Origin of the sequence: Streptococcus sp. CM6 (assembly GCF_000526095.1) — a bacterium.
GTDB lineage: Bacteria > Bacillota > Bacilli > Lactobacillales > Streptococcaceae > Streptococcus > Streptococcus oralis_BW.
Map to the genome: position 1 here is coordinate 15,509 of NZ_JATS01000012.1, position 15,007 is coordinate 30,515.

Here is a 15,007-nt window from a genome sequence, read left to right on the forward strand (position 1 = left end):
TTTATTCTACCTCTTCGTTTGAAATACTAGTACTGGTTGAAGGCGCTGTCCGGCCAAAGGCTGTTTCGTACAGTACCGCATTGGTTTCCAATTCTGTCACTGGCTCTTTACCTAGTGAACTACGCAAGAGATTTTGCATTTCGAGCATATGTTCTGAAGTGACGATTTGATAAGAAATCCCTTGTAGCTCAGCATCTTCCCCACGCAATTGATGCGTTTCGATATTCTTAAAGGAATCTTGATAGCCGAGCAATTGTGGAATGCTCTTAGCTGATAAATCCACATTGGTCTGCATGTTGTCACTCAAAGCTTTGAGAATGCCTTGATAATGACTCACACTGTTCAGACTCAAAACCTTCTCTACGATTTTTTGAATGACTTCACGTTGACGTTTTTGACGCCCATAGTCTCCTTCAGGATCTTGGTAACGCATCCGTGAATACACCAAGGCTTCCTCACCATTCAAGTTTTGTTCCCCAACACCAATGGAAATCTTATTAAACTCTTCTTGGTCAGTGATGGAAATTGGAAAACCAAGTGTATTGTTGACGGTGATTCCACCAACTGCATCCACCAATTGTTGAAGGCCTTGCATGTTGACCATTACATAGCGGTCAATGTGGATATTCATCATCTTTTGAATAGTAGAAATTGCAAGCTCCGCACCGCCATTGGCATAGGCCGCATTGAGTTTGGCTTCCTGAACTTGGCCATTTCCACTCTCGATCTTGGTCAGAATATCCCGTTCCAAACTCATCATAGTGGTTTTCTTTGTTTTTGGATTAACCGTCAAGAGAATCATGGAATCACTATTCCCTGCCCACGGATCTGTACGTTCCGAATTTCCCGTATCCACCCCCATTAGGAGAATCGTTAAAGGCTCAGTTGCTTCGATAACGTTGGTTTCTTCACCGATTTTTTTGTAAGTTTTTTGACTCAGGGTTGCAGTCCCCTGCTGATAGATTGTGTAGGCATAAATTCCTACACCTACAACTGTTACTGCCAGAAAACCTAGCACCATTCCAATTAATTTTTTGATCATCTCGTTATTCATCTATCAATTTGCCCATCAGACAAACATCTAAAAATATCCCTTCTGCTAAATAGGCTCCTCTTTCTTGCAAGCCTTCTGTGATAAATCCCATTTTTGAATAGAGGTGGATAGCAACCTCATTTCGTTTTTGTACACTGAGTTGCAAGCGGCGCAAGACGCCACTGGCTTTAGCCCACTCGATGCCTTCTTCTAGAAGAATAGTCGCCAATCCTTGGTTCCAGAATTTCTTTCGAACCGCTAAAAAAACATCTCCAATATGCCGAACCCTTAAATGTTGATCCGCTGTGATATTTAAGACTCCTGCAATCTCATCATTCAGTAAGGCGAGGAGAGTAATTTGATTCTCTGATGCAGCTTGCTTTTCGATAAAAAGAGCCATTTCAGAAGCTGTCATCATGATACCATTTTCATCTAGGCTAGTGAAGTCTGTCTCTTGACCAACACAATCTAAAAATGCAATTAAGGCTGTAGCATCTGAAATCTCTGCCTCACGAATGCACAACTCATACTTCATCCTGAAGCTCCTTGACGAGTTGTTCAGCCCGAGGGCCATGAGCTGTAAAATGAAGGCAACGACCCTCAGCTTCTTTCAAAATTTCCAACTCCAAGTAAGCATCTGGTAAATCCTCACCCAAAAGATGCCCCCACTCAATAACAGTCACACCGCCACCAAAGAGAAACTCATCCAAGTCAATAGAATCAGCATCTCCTTCGATACGGTAGACATCCAAATGGTAAAGCGGCAGACGCCCTTCATACTCTCTGACAATAGTATAGGTTGGACTTTTAATCATCTGACGGATATCCAAACCCTTGGCAAGGCCTTTTGTAAAGGTTGTTTTACCCGCACCCAACTCTCCCGTCAAGATCAGAACATCGTCTTTTTGAAGCAAATGACCCAATCTTTCTCCGAGAGCTAGAAGCTCTTCTTCATTTTTTGTGTACATGTTACTATTATACCAAAAAGTTTCCTTTTGTGTGAATTTTCTTTATAGACTTACTATGCTAAATTTACAGTTCTCCTTGCCTTCCTTAGAAAAAGGTAAAAATACAAATAACAAATAAAACATCGCGAATCACATGTCCGTAAAATGAAATTTCCCTTTGCACGGATTTGGGAAAGAGGAAACGCGCACATAAAAAACCGAGACCAATATAAAGGAGAACGGAGGAGATTGTTACGGGATTTCTCAAGAAAATAATTGTGCCTAAAACGGAAATCACAACCGTTCTCTTCTTGTTGAGATGGTTGTCCACATCCCGAATATATTTATCAAAAGGTAAGAAAATCCATAGATCTACTCCCAGCAAGAAAAAGAATGAAGGCAAAAAGAGGTCAACCAGATCCTGCTGCAATTTGCTAGTAGTTTGGATGCTTTCTGTGAGAACCAGACAGGTTGCCAGAAGATTGACTACTAAAAGAAGGCTATAAACAAGGCTTACTTTCTTTTGAACACGCAAAATACTATGACTTTTCTGACCCAAGGTATGGAAGTAATTAATCCCAGCACAAAAGCCTGAAACTCCCACTATGAGAATTAAAAAATAGACATTTCCTTCTCTTAAGGATAAAAATGATTCTTTCCACAATAAACAACTTCCAAATAAAATTTGAGCGACAGCTAATAATAATAAAACACGAATTGATTTCATCATTTCCTTTTCTTCCTCCGTATAAGAAATTATACTCTGACAGGATTAGAAAATGATAAATGACTTCCAAAATGTCACATTAGAACGCTGAACGGTACAAAAAACAGTTCCGTCATTCACAGAACTGTTCTCTTCTAATCTATTCCTTAAACCAGAGGGCGATTTCTCGTTTAGCTGACTCTTCTGAATCTGATCCATGTACCACGTTTTGAATGGCTTGATTTTCTCCTGCCGCCTTAGCAAAATCTCCCCGGATAGTTCCTGGTAGAGCCTCTTCTGGACGAGTAGCCCCCATCATGTCACGCCAGCTTTCAATTACCTTGGGTCCTGAAATGATTCCCACAATTATTGGACCTGAGGTCATAAATTGACGGATAGGAGGATAAAAACTTTTTTCAACTAAGTCGCGATAGTGTTGGTCAATCAAATCTTCTGAAACGGTTGAACGTAACTCTAATTTTTCGAGTTTGAAACCACGTCGCTCAATTCTTTTCAAAACCTCGCCAACTAGACCTCTCTTCACACCATCTGGCTTAATGATAAAGAATGTTTGTTCCATATAAATCCCCTTGTCATTTTAGTTCTTCTATTCTACCACACTTTATGGAAAAGTGGGAAAATTTTCTGAAACAAAGCAAAGAGAACCCGAAGGTTCTCTTGTTTACTTTTTATTCTACAGTTTCTTCAGATTGGATTTCCACAGTTTCATCTACTGGAGCAAGTTCTGCCTCTTCTTGTTCAGGAGCCAGATATTCTGCGTCATTGATTGCCTGTGGTTCAAGATTACGGTAGCGAGCCATACCAGTACCTGCTGGGATGATCTTACCAATAATAACATTTTCCTTGAGTCCAAGGAGATGGTCTTTCTTACCACGGATGGCCGCATCTGTAAGGACACGAGTTGTTTCCTGGAAGGAAGCCGCTGACAAGAAACTGTTTGTTTCAAGTGAGGCTTTGGTAATTCCCATAAGAACTGGGCGACCAGTCGCTGGAACTCCACCTGCGATAAGGACATCTTTATTAGCATCTGTAAAATCGTTAATGTCTAAAAGGGTACCCATGAGAAGATCTGTATCACCTGGATCCATGACACGGACTTTACGGATCATTTGACGAACCATAACCTCGATGTGTTTGTCACCGATTTCTACCCCTTGGCTACGGTAAACTTTTTGGACTTCACCGAGAAGGTAGGTTTCAACTGACAAGACATCACGAACAGCAAGGAGATGTTTTGGTTGGATAGAACCCTCTGTCAATGCTGCACCACGAGAAACTTGGTCTCCAACTTCAACACGCATACGTGCTGTAAATGGAACGACGTATTCACCTTCGCCAGTTTCACCCTTAACAAAGACTTTCTTCGTACGAGTTGACGCGTCTTCTTCGATGGCGGTAACTTGTCCCTTGACCTCTGTGATGACCGCTTCCCCTTTTGGATTGCGGGCTTCAAAGATTTCTTGGACACGAGGAAGACCTTGAGTGATATCGGTATTTGAGGCAACCCCACCCGTGTGGAAGGTACGCATTGTAAGTTGTGTACCAGGTTCCCCGATAGATTGGGCAGCGATTGTACCAACTGCTTCACCAACTTCAACCGCATCACCAGTCGCCAAGTTGATACCGTAACAGTGACGGCAGACACCATGACGAGTGTTACATGTAAATACGGAACGGATAGTCACTTCTTCCACACCAGCATTGACAATCTCGCGCGCCTTGTCTTCTGTGATTAACTCATTTGGACCAATGATGACTTCGCCAGTTTCTGGGTGTTTAACAGTTTTCTTAGTATAACGACCATTGAGACGTTCTTCGAGAGACTCGATCATCTCTTTTCCTTCTGCGATAGAGCGGATCAAGAGACCACGGTCTGTTCCACAGTCGTCCTCACGGATGATAACGTCTTGGGCAACGTCAACCAAACGACGAGTCAAGTAACCTGAGTCGGCTGTCTTAAGGGCCGTATCGGTCATACCTTTACGGGCACCGTGAGTTGAGAAGAACATTTCAAGTACTGACAAACCTTCGCGGAAGTTTGAAAGAATTGGCAATTCCATGATACGTCCGTTCGGAGCAGCCATCAGACCACGCATACCGGCAAGTTGTGAGAAGTTCGAGATGTTACCACGGGCTCCTGAGTCCATCATCATAACGATTGGGTTCTTCGGATCTTGGTTATCGACCAAGCGTTTTTCCAATTTCTCACGAGCTGCACGCCATTCAGCTGTAACAGCATTGTAACGTTCATCATCAGTGATCAAACCACGACGGAACTGTTTTGTGATTTGTTCTACACGCTTATGAGATTCTTCAATAATTTCAGCCTTGTCTTCAACCACTGGGATATCAGCAATCCCCACTGTCAATCCAGCAAGTGTTGAATGATGGTAACCTAAGTCTTTCAATCGGTCCAAGAATGCAGAGGTTTCTGTTGTACGGAAACGTTTGAAAATCTCAGCGATGATATTTCCAAGGTTTTTCTTCTTGAATGGAGGATTGAGTTCAAGGTTGCGAATTGCTTCCTTGATATCGCCACCTAGTGGCAAGAAGTACTTAGCTGGGAGTCCTTCTGTCAAGTTCGCATTATTCGGTTCTTGCAAGTAAGGCAGACCCTCTGGCATGATGTCGTTGAAGAGGATTTTACCAACTGTTGTCAGCAAGACCTTGTGTTTTTGCTCTTCTGTCCATGGTTTGTTGAGGCTGTCTGTCGCGATACCAACACGTGAGTGGAGGTGAACATAACCATTACGGTAAGCCATAACAGCTTCATCACGGTCTTTGAAAACCATTCCTTCACCTTCACGACCAGCTTCTTCCATGGTCAAGTAGTAGTTCCCCAAAACCATATCCTGAGATGGAGTAACAACTGGTTTACCATCTTTCGGATTCAAGATGTGCTCAGCAGCAAGCATCAAGATACGAGCTTCTGCTTGAGCTTCTTCTGAAAGCGGTACGTGGATGGCCATTTGGTCCCCGTCAAAGTCGGCATTGTAGGCTTCACAGACAAGTGGGTGCAAGCGGAGGGCCTTACCATCAATCAAGACTGGCTCGAAGGCTTGGATACCCAAACGGTGAAGGGTCGGTGCGCGGTTCAAAAGCACTGGGTGTTCTTTGATTACTTCTTCAAGGATATCCCAGATACGTTCGTCTCCGCGTTCCACCAAGCGTTTAGCTGCTTTGACGTTTTGCACGATATCACGAGCGACGATTTCACGCATGACGAATGGTTTAAAGAGCTCAATAGCCATTTCACGTGGCACACCACATTGGTACATCTTAAGAGTTGGACCAACGGCGATAACGGAACGTCCTGAGAAGTCAACACGTTTACCGAGCAAGTTTTGACGGAAGCGTCCTTGTTTCCCTTTAAGCATGTGGCTCAATGATTTCAATGGACGGCTACCTGGTCCTGTGATCGGACGACCACGACGACCATTGTCAATCAACGCGTCAACCGCTTCTTGAAGCATACGCTTCTCATTCTGAACGATGATACCTGGTGCATTCAACTCAAGCAAACGAGCCAAACGGTTGTTACGGTTGATAACACGGCGGTAAAGGTCGTTCAAGTCAGATGAGGCAAAACGGCCACCATCCAACTGCAACATTGGACGAAGATCTGGTGGAATAACTGGAAGGATGTTGAGAACCATCCATTCAGGTTTGTTTCCAGACTTGTAAAAGGCATCCAAAACATCCAAACGACGGATGGCTTTGACACGTTTTTGTCCAGTAGCTGTTTTCAACTCTTCTTTGAGTTCAGCAATTTCTTTTTCAAGATCTACTTGTTTCAAAAGGTCTTGGATGGCTTCGGCACCCATCTTGGCAACGAATGATCCATAACCATATTCACGCAAGCGCTCACGGTATTCGCGCTCTGTCATGATAGACTTGTGCTCAAGTGGTGTATCCTTAGGATCAATCACCACATAAGCCGCAAAGTAGATCACTTCCTCGAGGGCACGAGGGCTCATATCAAGGGTCAACCCCATACGGCTTGGAATCCCCTTGAAATACCAGATGTGAGATACAGGAGCTTTCAACTCGATGTGTCCCATACGCTCACGACGAACTTTTGTACGCGTTACTTCAACCCCACAACGGTCACAAACAATCCCTCTGTAACGAATGCGTTTATACTTACCACAAGCACATTCCCAGTCTTTAGTAGGACCGAAGATGACTTCGTCAAAGAGTCCTTCACGTTCTGGTTTCAAGGTACGGTAATTGATTGTTTCAGGTTTTTTGACTTCTCCATAAGACCATGAACGGACTTTGCTTGGAGAAGCTAGGGTGATTTGCATACTTTTAAAACGATTTACATCAACCACTATTTCTTCCCTTTCTATTCTAAGTGAACTGCTTATTCTTGTTCAGCAGTTTCTTCTGTTGCTTCCGCTTTTGTTGCTTTCTCTGCTTCTTCAGCTTCAAAGGCTGCTTTAGCCTCTTGGGCTGCTTTTTCGCGGGCTTTTTCAAGGTCATCTACGTGGATGACATCTTCGTCCATTCCTTCATCCAAGTCGCGAAGTTCCACTTCTTGGTCATCTTCGTCAAGGACACGCATGTCAAGACCAAGAGATTGCAATTCTTTCACAAGAACTCGGAAGGATTCTGGAACACCTGGTTTTGGAATTGGTTTTCCTTTTGTGATAGCTTCATAAGCTCTCAAACGTCCGTTAATATCGTCAGACTTGTAAGTCAAGATTTCTTGAAGAACATTTGACGCACCGTAGGCTTCAAGAGCCCAAACCTCCATCTCACCGAAACGTTGTCCACCAAACTGAGCTTTACCTCCAAGTGGCTGTTGAGTAACGGTTGAGTAAGGCCCGACTGAACGCGCATGCAATTTATCATCAACCATGTGGTGGAGTTTGATCATGTACATGACACCAACTGATACACGGTTGTCAAATGGTTCACCAGTACGTCCATCATAAAGGATAGTCTTGGCATCGCTATCCATACCTGCTTCTTTGACAGTGTCCCAAAGGTCTTCCGAACTTGCTCCGTCAAAGACTGGTGTTGCGATGTGGATACCAAGAGTACGTGCTGCCATACCAAGGTGGAGCTCCATAACCTGACCGATATTCATACGTGATGGCACCCCAAGTGGGTTCAACATGATATCGACTGGAGTTCCATCTGGAAGGTAAGGCATGTCTTCTACAGGAACGATACGAGAGACAACCCCCTTGTTTCCGTGACGTCCGGCCATCTTATCTCCGACCTTGATCTTACGTTTTTGAGCAATGTAGACGCGAACTAGCATGTTAACGCCTGATTGCAACTCATCTCCATTTGCACGTGTAAAGATCTTGACATCACGAACGACACCATCGGCACCGTGTGGTACACGAAGAGAAGTATCACGCACTTCACGAGACTTGTCTCCAAAGATAGCGTGCAAGAGACGTTCTTCAGCTGAAAGGTCCTTTTCACCCTTAGGTGTGACTTTACCTACAAGGATGTCCCCTTCTTTAACCTCGGCACCAATACGGATAATTCCCATTTCGTCAAGGTTTTTAAGGGCATCTTCTCCAACGTTTGGAATTTCACGAGTAATTTCTTCAGGCCCAAGCTTTGTATCACGCGTTTCTGATTCGTATTCTTCGAGGTGGACAGATGTGTAGACATCGTCTTTCACCAAGCGTTCGCTCATGATAACGGCATCCTCGAAGTTGTAACCTTCCCAAGTCATGTAGGCAACGATTGGGTTTTGTCCAAGCGCCATTTCTCCTTTTTCCATAGAAGGTCCGTCAGCGATAAAGTCGCCTTTTTCAACGACATCCCCAACTTTAACGAGGGTACGTTGGTTGTAGGCAGTGCCTGAGTTTGAACGACGGAATTTTTGAACGTGGTAGACATCTAGGGAACCATCTTCACGGCGAACTTCTACCTTGTCCGCATCTGCGTAGGTAACTTTACCGTCATGCTGAGCAATAACCGCAGCTCCAGAGTCGTGAGCTGCTTGGTATTCCATACCAGTACCAACGTAAGGTGCTTTTGGATCAATCAATGGCACAGCCTGACGTTGCATGTTGGCACCCATGAGGGCACGGTTGGAGTCATCGTTTTCCAAGAAAGGAATACATGCAGTCGCAACGGCAACTACCTGTTTTGGTGACACGTCCATGTAATCAACGACTTCTGCTGGATACTCTTGGTTGACCCCTTGGTGACGTCCCATGACAACTTTCTCAGCAAAAGTACCGTCTTCATTGAGGCGAGAGTTGGCCTGCGCTACAGTAAATTCATCTTCTTCATCGGCTGTCAACCAAACGATTTCGTTTGTGACTACACCTGTTTCACGGTCAACCTTACGGTATGGTGTTTGAACAAAACCATATTTGTTCAAGTGTCCGTAAGATGACAAGTTATTAATCAAACCGATGTTAGGTCCTTCAGGTGTCTCGATTGGACACATACGACCATAGTGAGTGTAGTGTACGTCACGGACTTCATATCCAGCGCGATCACGTGTCAACCCACCAGGTCCTAAGGCTGACAAACGACGTTTGTGTGATAGTTCTGATAGCGGGTTGTGTTGATCCATGAACTGTGACAACTGTGATGAACCAAAGAATTCTTTAACCGCAGCTGTTACAGGACGGATGTTAATGATTTGTTGCGGTGTCAAAACTTCATTGTCCTGAACAGACATACGCTCACGGACATTACGTTCCATACGAGAAAGTCCCAAACGTACTTGGTTGGCAAGCAATTCACCAACTGCACGGATACGACGGTTTCCAAGGTGGTCGATATCATCCACACGTCCGATACCTTCCGCCAAGTTGAGGAAGTAGCTCATCTCTGCAAGGATATCCGCAGGAGTCACAACACGAACCTTGTCGTCTGGATTGGCATTTCCGATGATGGTTACAACACGGTCTGGGTCTGTTGGCGCAACAACCTTGAATTTTTGAAGGACAACTGGTTCTGTCAGAACAGCTGCATCGTTTGGAATATAAACGATCTTGTTCAAGTCGCCATCCAAGTGACTCTCGATACTTTCGATCACGCTACGAGTCATAACGGTACCAGCTTCTACCAAGATTTCACCAGTTTCAGGATCTACCAATGGCTCAGCGATGGTTTGGTTGAGCAAGCGTGTTTTGATGTTCAATTTTTTATTAATCTTGTATCGACCAACAGCTGCCAAATCGTAGCGACGTGGATCAAAGAAACGAGCTACAAGCAAGCTACGTGAACTTTCAGCAGTCTTAGGCTCACCTGGACGAAGGCGTTCGTAGATTTCTTTCAAGGCTTCGTCTGTACGAGAGTCCATTGGATTCTTGTGGATATCTTTTTCAACGGTGTTGCGAACCAATTCGCTGTCACCAAAGATATCAAAGATTTCATCATCACCTGAGAAACCAAGCGCACGAACCAAGGTCGTAAATGGAATCTTACGAGTACGGTCGATACGAGTATAAGCGATGTCTTTTGAGTCGCTTTCAAGTTCCAACCAAGCTCCACGGTTAGGGATAACAGTAGAACCGTAACCCACTTTACCATTCTTGTCTACTTTATCGTTAAAGTAAACACCTGGTGAGCGGACCAACTGAGAAACGATAATACGTTCACCACCATTGATGATGAAAGTACCCATTTCGGTCATGATTGGGAAATCACCAAAGAAGACTTCTTGAGTCTTGATTTCGCCTGTTTCTTTATTAATCAAGCGGAAGGTTACAAAAATGGGTGCTGAGTAGCTAGCATCGTGGATACGAGCTTCTTCGAGCGTGTATTTTGGTTCCTTGATTTCATAGCCAACAAATTCCAACTCCATCGTGTCTGTGAAGTTTGAAATTGGCAATACATCTTCAAACACTTCCTTAAGACCGTGATCTAGGAAATCTTTGAATGAATCCGTTTGAATTTCAATCAAATTTGGTAAGTCAAGAACTTCTTTGATTCTTGAAAAACTACGACGGGTACGATGTTTCCCGTATTGAACGTCATGTCCTGCCAAGATGATTCTCCTTTGTAAATAAATTCCAAGCCTTATCAATCAGGCTTTTCTAATCGTCATATGGTTTTTAAAACCCCTATCACCATGTCCCTTTGATAAATTTTCAGAATCTTTAAATCTTTGTTACAAGCACTCAAAAACCTGAAAAAAAGCACAAAAAGAGCAGCTAAATCTGACTTTTTCAGAAGATTTAACTGCTGTGAGCCTTGTCTGGACAATATTTCAGACAAAACCTACGACAAATGATTATTCATATTATACCTTATTTAGCTAGATTTTTCAAGGTTTTTTTACTATTTTTTAAACAATCTTTTCCTATATATTATTTTAAAATTTCAAGAGAATGAAGCATTATATTTTCTCTTAAAAATTAGGAAAACGCTTGCACTAATGTTTACCTCGTGCTATACTGATAGGGAACAACTACACAAGGAGAATTGTGATGAAAAAGATCCCATCTCAAACTGAGAAAAAAATGATTTACGCTATCCGTTCCTTGAAGAACGGAACTGGTTCTGTCCTTATTGGTGCCAGCATTGTCCTGCTTTCTGCTGCAATGCCAACTATTTCGGCTAACGAAAACCTTCCTCAAACTCAGGAAAATACCAGCGCTGTGACCAAGGCCCCTACTGAGACTGAAACGAGTCAAACTCAAAAGGAAACGCCTATTTCTGAACAAAAGAATGCAAACGCTTCCCTTGATTCTAAAAAGGAAGCTCCAGCTGCGGAAACTACTACAGCACCAGAAACACCTAAAACAGCAGATGCTACTACAAGCCAACCTAACAGCAAGGAAGAGAAAGTAAATGCCAGCACTTCGACACCAACTTCAGATCAAAAACCACAAGCTGATACATCCTCTGAAGAACCCATCGCAGACAACCACTTCCGCATCCATGTAAAAAAACTCCCTGAAGAAAACAAAGATTCTCAAGGCCTTTGGACTTGGGACGATGTTGAAAAGCCGTCTGAAAACTGGCCCAATGGAGCCAAGTCCTTCAAGGATGCCAAGCAAGATGACTACGGCTATTACCTAGATGTCAAACTCAAAAATGAGCATGCCAAGAAAGTCAGCTTCCTTATCAACAATACCAAGGGGGATAACCTGACAGGAGACCGTTCAGTAGAGCGTCTCTCTCCAAAAATGAATGAGGCTTGGCTAGATGAAAACTACAAGGTATACAACTACCGCCCTCAACCAGCAGGAACTATTCGTGTCAACTACTACCGCACCGATGGCAACTATGACAAAAAATCTCTTTGGTATTGGGGTGATGTCAAAAACCCAAGCAGTGGAGAATGGCCTGACGGTACTGACTTTACCGCAACTGGAAAATATGGCCGTTACATTGATATCCCACTCAATGAAGCTGCAAGAGAATTTGGATTTTTATTACTAGACGAAAGCAAGAAAGGCGATGATGTGAAAATCAGAAAAGAGGATTATAAATTCACTGATCTAAAAAATCACAGTCAGATTTTCCTCAAGGATGATGACGAAACCATCTACACCAACCCCTACTACGTTCACGATATCCGTATGACTGGTGCCCAACACGTGGCTAAATCTCGTATCGAAAGCAGTTTTTCTACCCTCGTTGGAGCTAAGAAAAACGATATCCTCAAACACTCCAGCATCACTGATTACCAAGGGAATAAAGTAGCTATCACAGACGTGGAAGTGGATGAGGCAGGTAAAAAAGTGACCTATATCGGCGACTTCTCTGACACTCAACACCCTTACACTGTCAGCTACAATTCAGACCGCTTTACCACACGTTCAAGCTGGCGCCTCAAGGATGAATCCTACAGTTACGATGGTCCACTCGGCGCAACTCTAAAAGAAGATGGCAAGCGTGTTGACCTCACCCTCTGGTCTCCAAGTGCTGATAAGGTTTCCGTTGTCGTATATGACAAGAAAGACCCTGAAAAGATAGTCGGAACTGTCGCCCTTGAAAAAGGAGAAAAAGGAACCTGGAAACAAACTCTGGATGCAAACTCTGGTCTCGGTATCAGCAACTACACTGGCTACTACTACCACTACCAAATCGAGCGCCAAGGTAAAACTGTCCTCGTTCTTGACCCTTATGCCAAATCATTAGCGGCTTGGAACAGTGACCTAGCAAAAACAGATGCCGCTCATAAGGTCGCTAAAGCTGCCTTTGTGGACCCACCTAAACTAGGCCCACAAGATTTGACCTATGGAAAGATTCGTAACTTCAAATCGCGTGAAGATGCCGTTATCTACGAAGCTCATGTACGTGACTTCACTTCGGATCCTGCCATCGCAAAAGACTTGACCAAGCCATTTGGTACCTTTGAAGCCTTTATCGAAAAACTAGACTATCTCAAAGACTTGGGTGTGACTCATATCCAACTCCTTCCCGTCTTGTCCTACTACTTTGTCAATGAATTGAAAAACCATGAACGTTTGTCTGCCTACGCTTCAAGCAACAGCAACTACAACTGGGGATATGACCCTCAAAACTACTTCTCCTTGACTGGTATGTACTCAAGCGATCCTAAGGATCCAGAAAAACGTATCGCAGAATTCAAAAATCTCATCAACGAAATCCACAAACGTGGCATGGGGGCTATCCTGGACGTGGTCTACAACCATACTGCCAACGTTGATATTTTTGAGGATATTGAGCCAAACTACTATCACTTTATGGACGCAGACGGAACTCCACGTACTAGCTTTGGTGGCGGTCGTTTGGGAACTACCCACTACATGTCTAAACGTGTCTTGGTAGACTCTATCAAGTATCTGGTTGAAACTTACAAAGTAGATGGTTTCCGCTTTGATATGATGGGTGACCACGATGCGGCTTCTATCGAAGAAGCGTACAAAGCTGCACGCGCCCTCAATCCAAATCTTATCATGCTAGGTGAAGGCTGGAGAACCTATACTGGTGATGAAAATACGCCTGTACAACCTGCTGACCAAGATTGGATGAAGAAAACAGATACTGTCGCTGTCTTTTCAGACGACATCCGCAACAACCTCAAGTCTGGCTATCCAAACGAAGGTCAACCTGCCTTTATCACAGGTGGCAAACGCGATATCAATACCATCTTTAAAAATCTCATTGCCCAACCAACCAACTTTGAAGCAGACAACCCTGGAGATGTTATCCAGTATATCGCAGCCCATGATAACTTGACCCTCTTTGATATCATTGCCCAGTCTATCAAAAAAGACCCAAGCAAGGCTGAGAACTATGCTGAAATCCATCGCCGTTTGCGACTTGGAAACCTCATGGTCTTGACTGCTCAAGGAACTCCGTTTATCCACTCTGGTCAGGAATACGGACGTACCAAACAATTCCTTGATCCAGCCTATAAGACTCCTGTTCCTGAAGATAAGGTCCCAAACAAGTCTCACTTGTTGCGCGACAAGGACGGCAAGCCATTTGTCTATCCTTACTTTATCCATGACTCTTACGACTCTAGTGATGCTGTCAACAAGTTTGATTGGACCAAAGCAACTGATGGCAAAGCATATCCTGAAAATGTCAAGAGCCGTAACTACATGAAAGGATTGATCGCCCTTCGTCAATCGACAGATGCCTTCCGACTCAAGAGTCTGCAAGATATCAAGGAGCGCGTCCGACTCATTACTGTCCCAGGCCAAAATGGTGTTGAAAAGGAAGACGTGGTCATTGGCTACCAAATCACCGCTCCAAATGGAGATATCTACGCAGTCTTTGTAAATGCAGATGATAAGGCTCGCGAATTTACTCTAGGAACTGCCTTTGCTCACTTGAGAAAGGCCGAAGTTCTCGCAGATGAAAATCAAGCAGGACCAGTAGGAATTACCAACCCTCAAGGTCTCGAATGGACTGGAAAAGGCTTGAAATTGAACGCTCTCACTGCCGTTGTTCTCCGCTTGTCTCAAGGTGGTGCTATCGTTGCCCCAGCTGTGGAAGAAAAACCAGAATTTGATCTTTCTAGCTTGGAAGTTGAACCAGAACAAGGCCAAGTTCAAAACCTAGCAGCCAATCCTGAAACTCAAGAAACTACTACAGAGACTCTTTCTCAAAAACTCCTTCCAAACACAGGTACTGAGAACAAATCCCTTCTTGCCCTTGCTGGATTCAGCATCCTTGCCCTTCTCGGACTTGGATGGTTGATAAAAAACAAGAAAAAGAACTAATACTCAATGAAAATCAAAGAATAAACTAGAAAGCTAGCCGCAGGCTGCTCAAAGCACAGCTTTGAGGTTGTAGACAAGGCGAAGCTGACCTGTTTAAAGAGATTTTCAAAGAATATAACCTAGCCCTCCTATAAAGAAAACACCCCATGGTCAGAAGAATCTT

Annotated in this window: 8 protein-coding genes; 1 reads left to right on the forward strand and 7 read right to left on the reverse strand. The window is 43.8% G+C overall.

The window, feature by feature from the left end; genetic code table 11:
• Window position 1: 1 nt before the first annotated feature.
• The 7 genes from lytR to rpoB all read right to left on the reverse strand — a co-directional run bounded on the left by lytR (window position 2) and on the right by rpoB (window position 10,685).
• Window positions 2-1,042 carry a glycopolymer--peptidoglycan transferase LytR gene (gene lytR / locus HMPREF1516_RS03660; RefSeq protein WP_000592176.1) on the reverse strand — a complete coding sequence of 347 codons (1,041 nt, stop codon included), beginning with the start codon at window positions 1,040-1,042 and terminating at the stop codon, window positions 2-4.
• Window positions 1,043-1,046: 4 nt separating this feature from the next.
• Window positions 1,047-1,568: a GNAT family N-acetyltransferase gene (locus tag HMPREF1516_RS03665; protein ID WP_033605832.1), complete on the reverse strand. Its 522-nt coding sequence runs from the start codon at window positions 1,566-1,568 to the stop codon at window positions 1,047-1,049.
• Complete coding sequence (gene tsaE, locus HMPREF1516_RS03670) at window positions 1,558-2,001, reverse strand: tRNA (adenosine(37)-N6)-threonylcarbamoyltransferase complex ATPase subunit type 1 TsaE (RefSeq protein ID WP_033605833.1); 444 nt, start codon at window positions 1,999-2,001, stop codon at window positions 1,558-1,560. Before tsaE ends, HMPREF1516_RS03665 begins: the two co-directional genes overlap by 11 nt.
• An 85-nt stretch (window positions 2,002-2,086) precedes the next feature.
• A complete protein-coding gene (locus HMPREF1516_RS03675) occupies window positions 2,087-2,710 on the reverse strand; it encodes a hypothetical protein (protein ID WP_084647638.1) in 624 nt (207 codons plus the stop codon).
• Between the two features lie 136 nt (window positions 2,711-2,846).
• Entirely contained in the window at window positions 2,847-3,266 is a 420-nt protein-coding gene (gene ndk, locus HMPREF1516_RS03680; protein ID WP_000438305.1) for a nucleoside-diphosphate kinase, read from the reverse strand.
• Window positions 3,267-3,375: 109 nt separating this feature from the next.
• Window positions 3,376-7,041 carry a DNA-directed RNA polymerase subunit beta' gene (gene rpoC, locus HMPREF1516_RS03685; RefSeq protein ID WP_033605836.1) on the reverse strand — a complete coding sequence of 1,222 codons (3,666 nt, stop codon included), beginning with the start codon at window positions 7,039-7,041 and terminating at the stop codon, window positions 3,376-3,378.
• Between the two features lie 32 nt (window positions 7,042-7,073).
• Window positions 7,074-10,685, reverse strand: a complete 3,612-nt coding sequence (rpoB, locus tag HMPREF1516_RS03690; RefSeq protein WP_000907158.1) for a DNA-directed RNA polymerase subunit beta — start codon at window positions 10,683-10,685, stop codon at window positions 7,074-7,076.
• A 442-nt stretch (window positions 10,686-11,127) separates the two neighbouring features.
• Here rpoB and HMPREF1516_RS03695 point away from each other — a divergent pair, with 442 nt between their 5' ends.
• A complete protein-coding gene (locus HMPREF1516_RS03695) occupies window positions 11,128-14,844 on the forward strand; it encodes a pullulanase (protein ID WP_033605837.1) in 3,717 nt (1,238 codons plus the stop codon).
• Window positions 14,845-15,007: the final 163 nt, after the last annotated feature.

What these genes read in the sequence shown, in the direction of transcription:
- HMPREF1516_RS03675 (WP_084647638.1), bottom strand. Translation starts at nt 2,710, where the DNA reads ATGATGAAATCAATTCGTGTTTTATTATTATTAGCTGTCGCTCAAATT.
- HMPREF1516_RS03665 (WP_033605832.1), bottom strand. Translation starts at nt 1,568, where the DNA reads ATGAAGTATGAGTTGTGCATTCGTGAGGCAGAGATTTCAGATGCTACA.
- tsaE (WP_033605833.1), bottom strand. Translation starts at nt 2,001, where the DNA reads ATGTACACAAAAAATGAAGAAGAGCTTCTAGCTCTCGGAGAAAGATTG.
- lytR (WP_000592176.1), bottom strand. Translation starts at nt 1,042, where the DNA reads ATGATCAAAAAATTAATTGGAATGGTGCTAGGTTTTCTGGCAGTAACA.
- HMPREF1516_RS03695 (WP_033605837.1), top strand. Translation starts at nt 11,128, where the DNA reads ATGAAAAAGATCCCATCTCAAACTGAGAAAAAAATGATTTACGCTATC.
- ndk (WP_000438305.1), bottom strand. Translation starts at nt 3,266, where the DNA reads ATGGAACAAACATTCTTTATCATTAAGCCAGATGGTGTGAAGAGAGGT.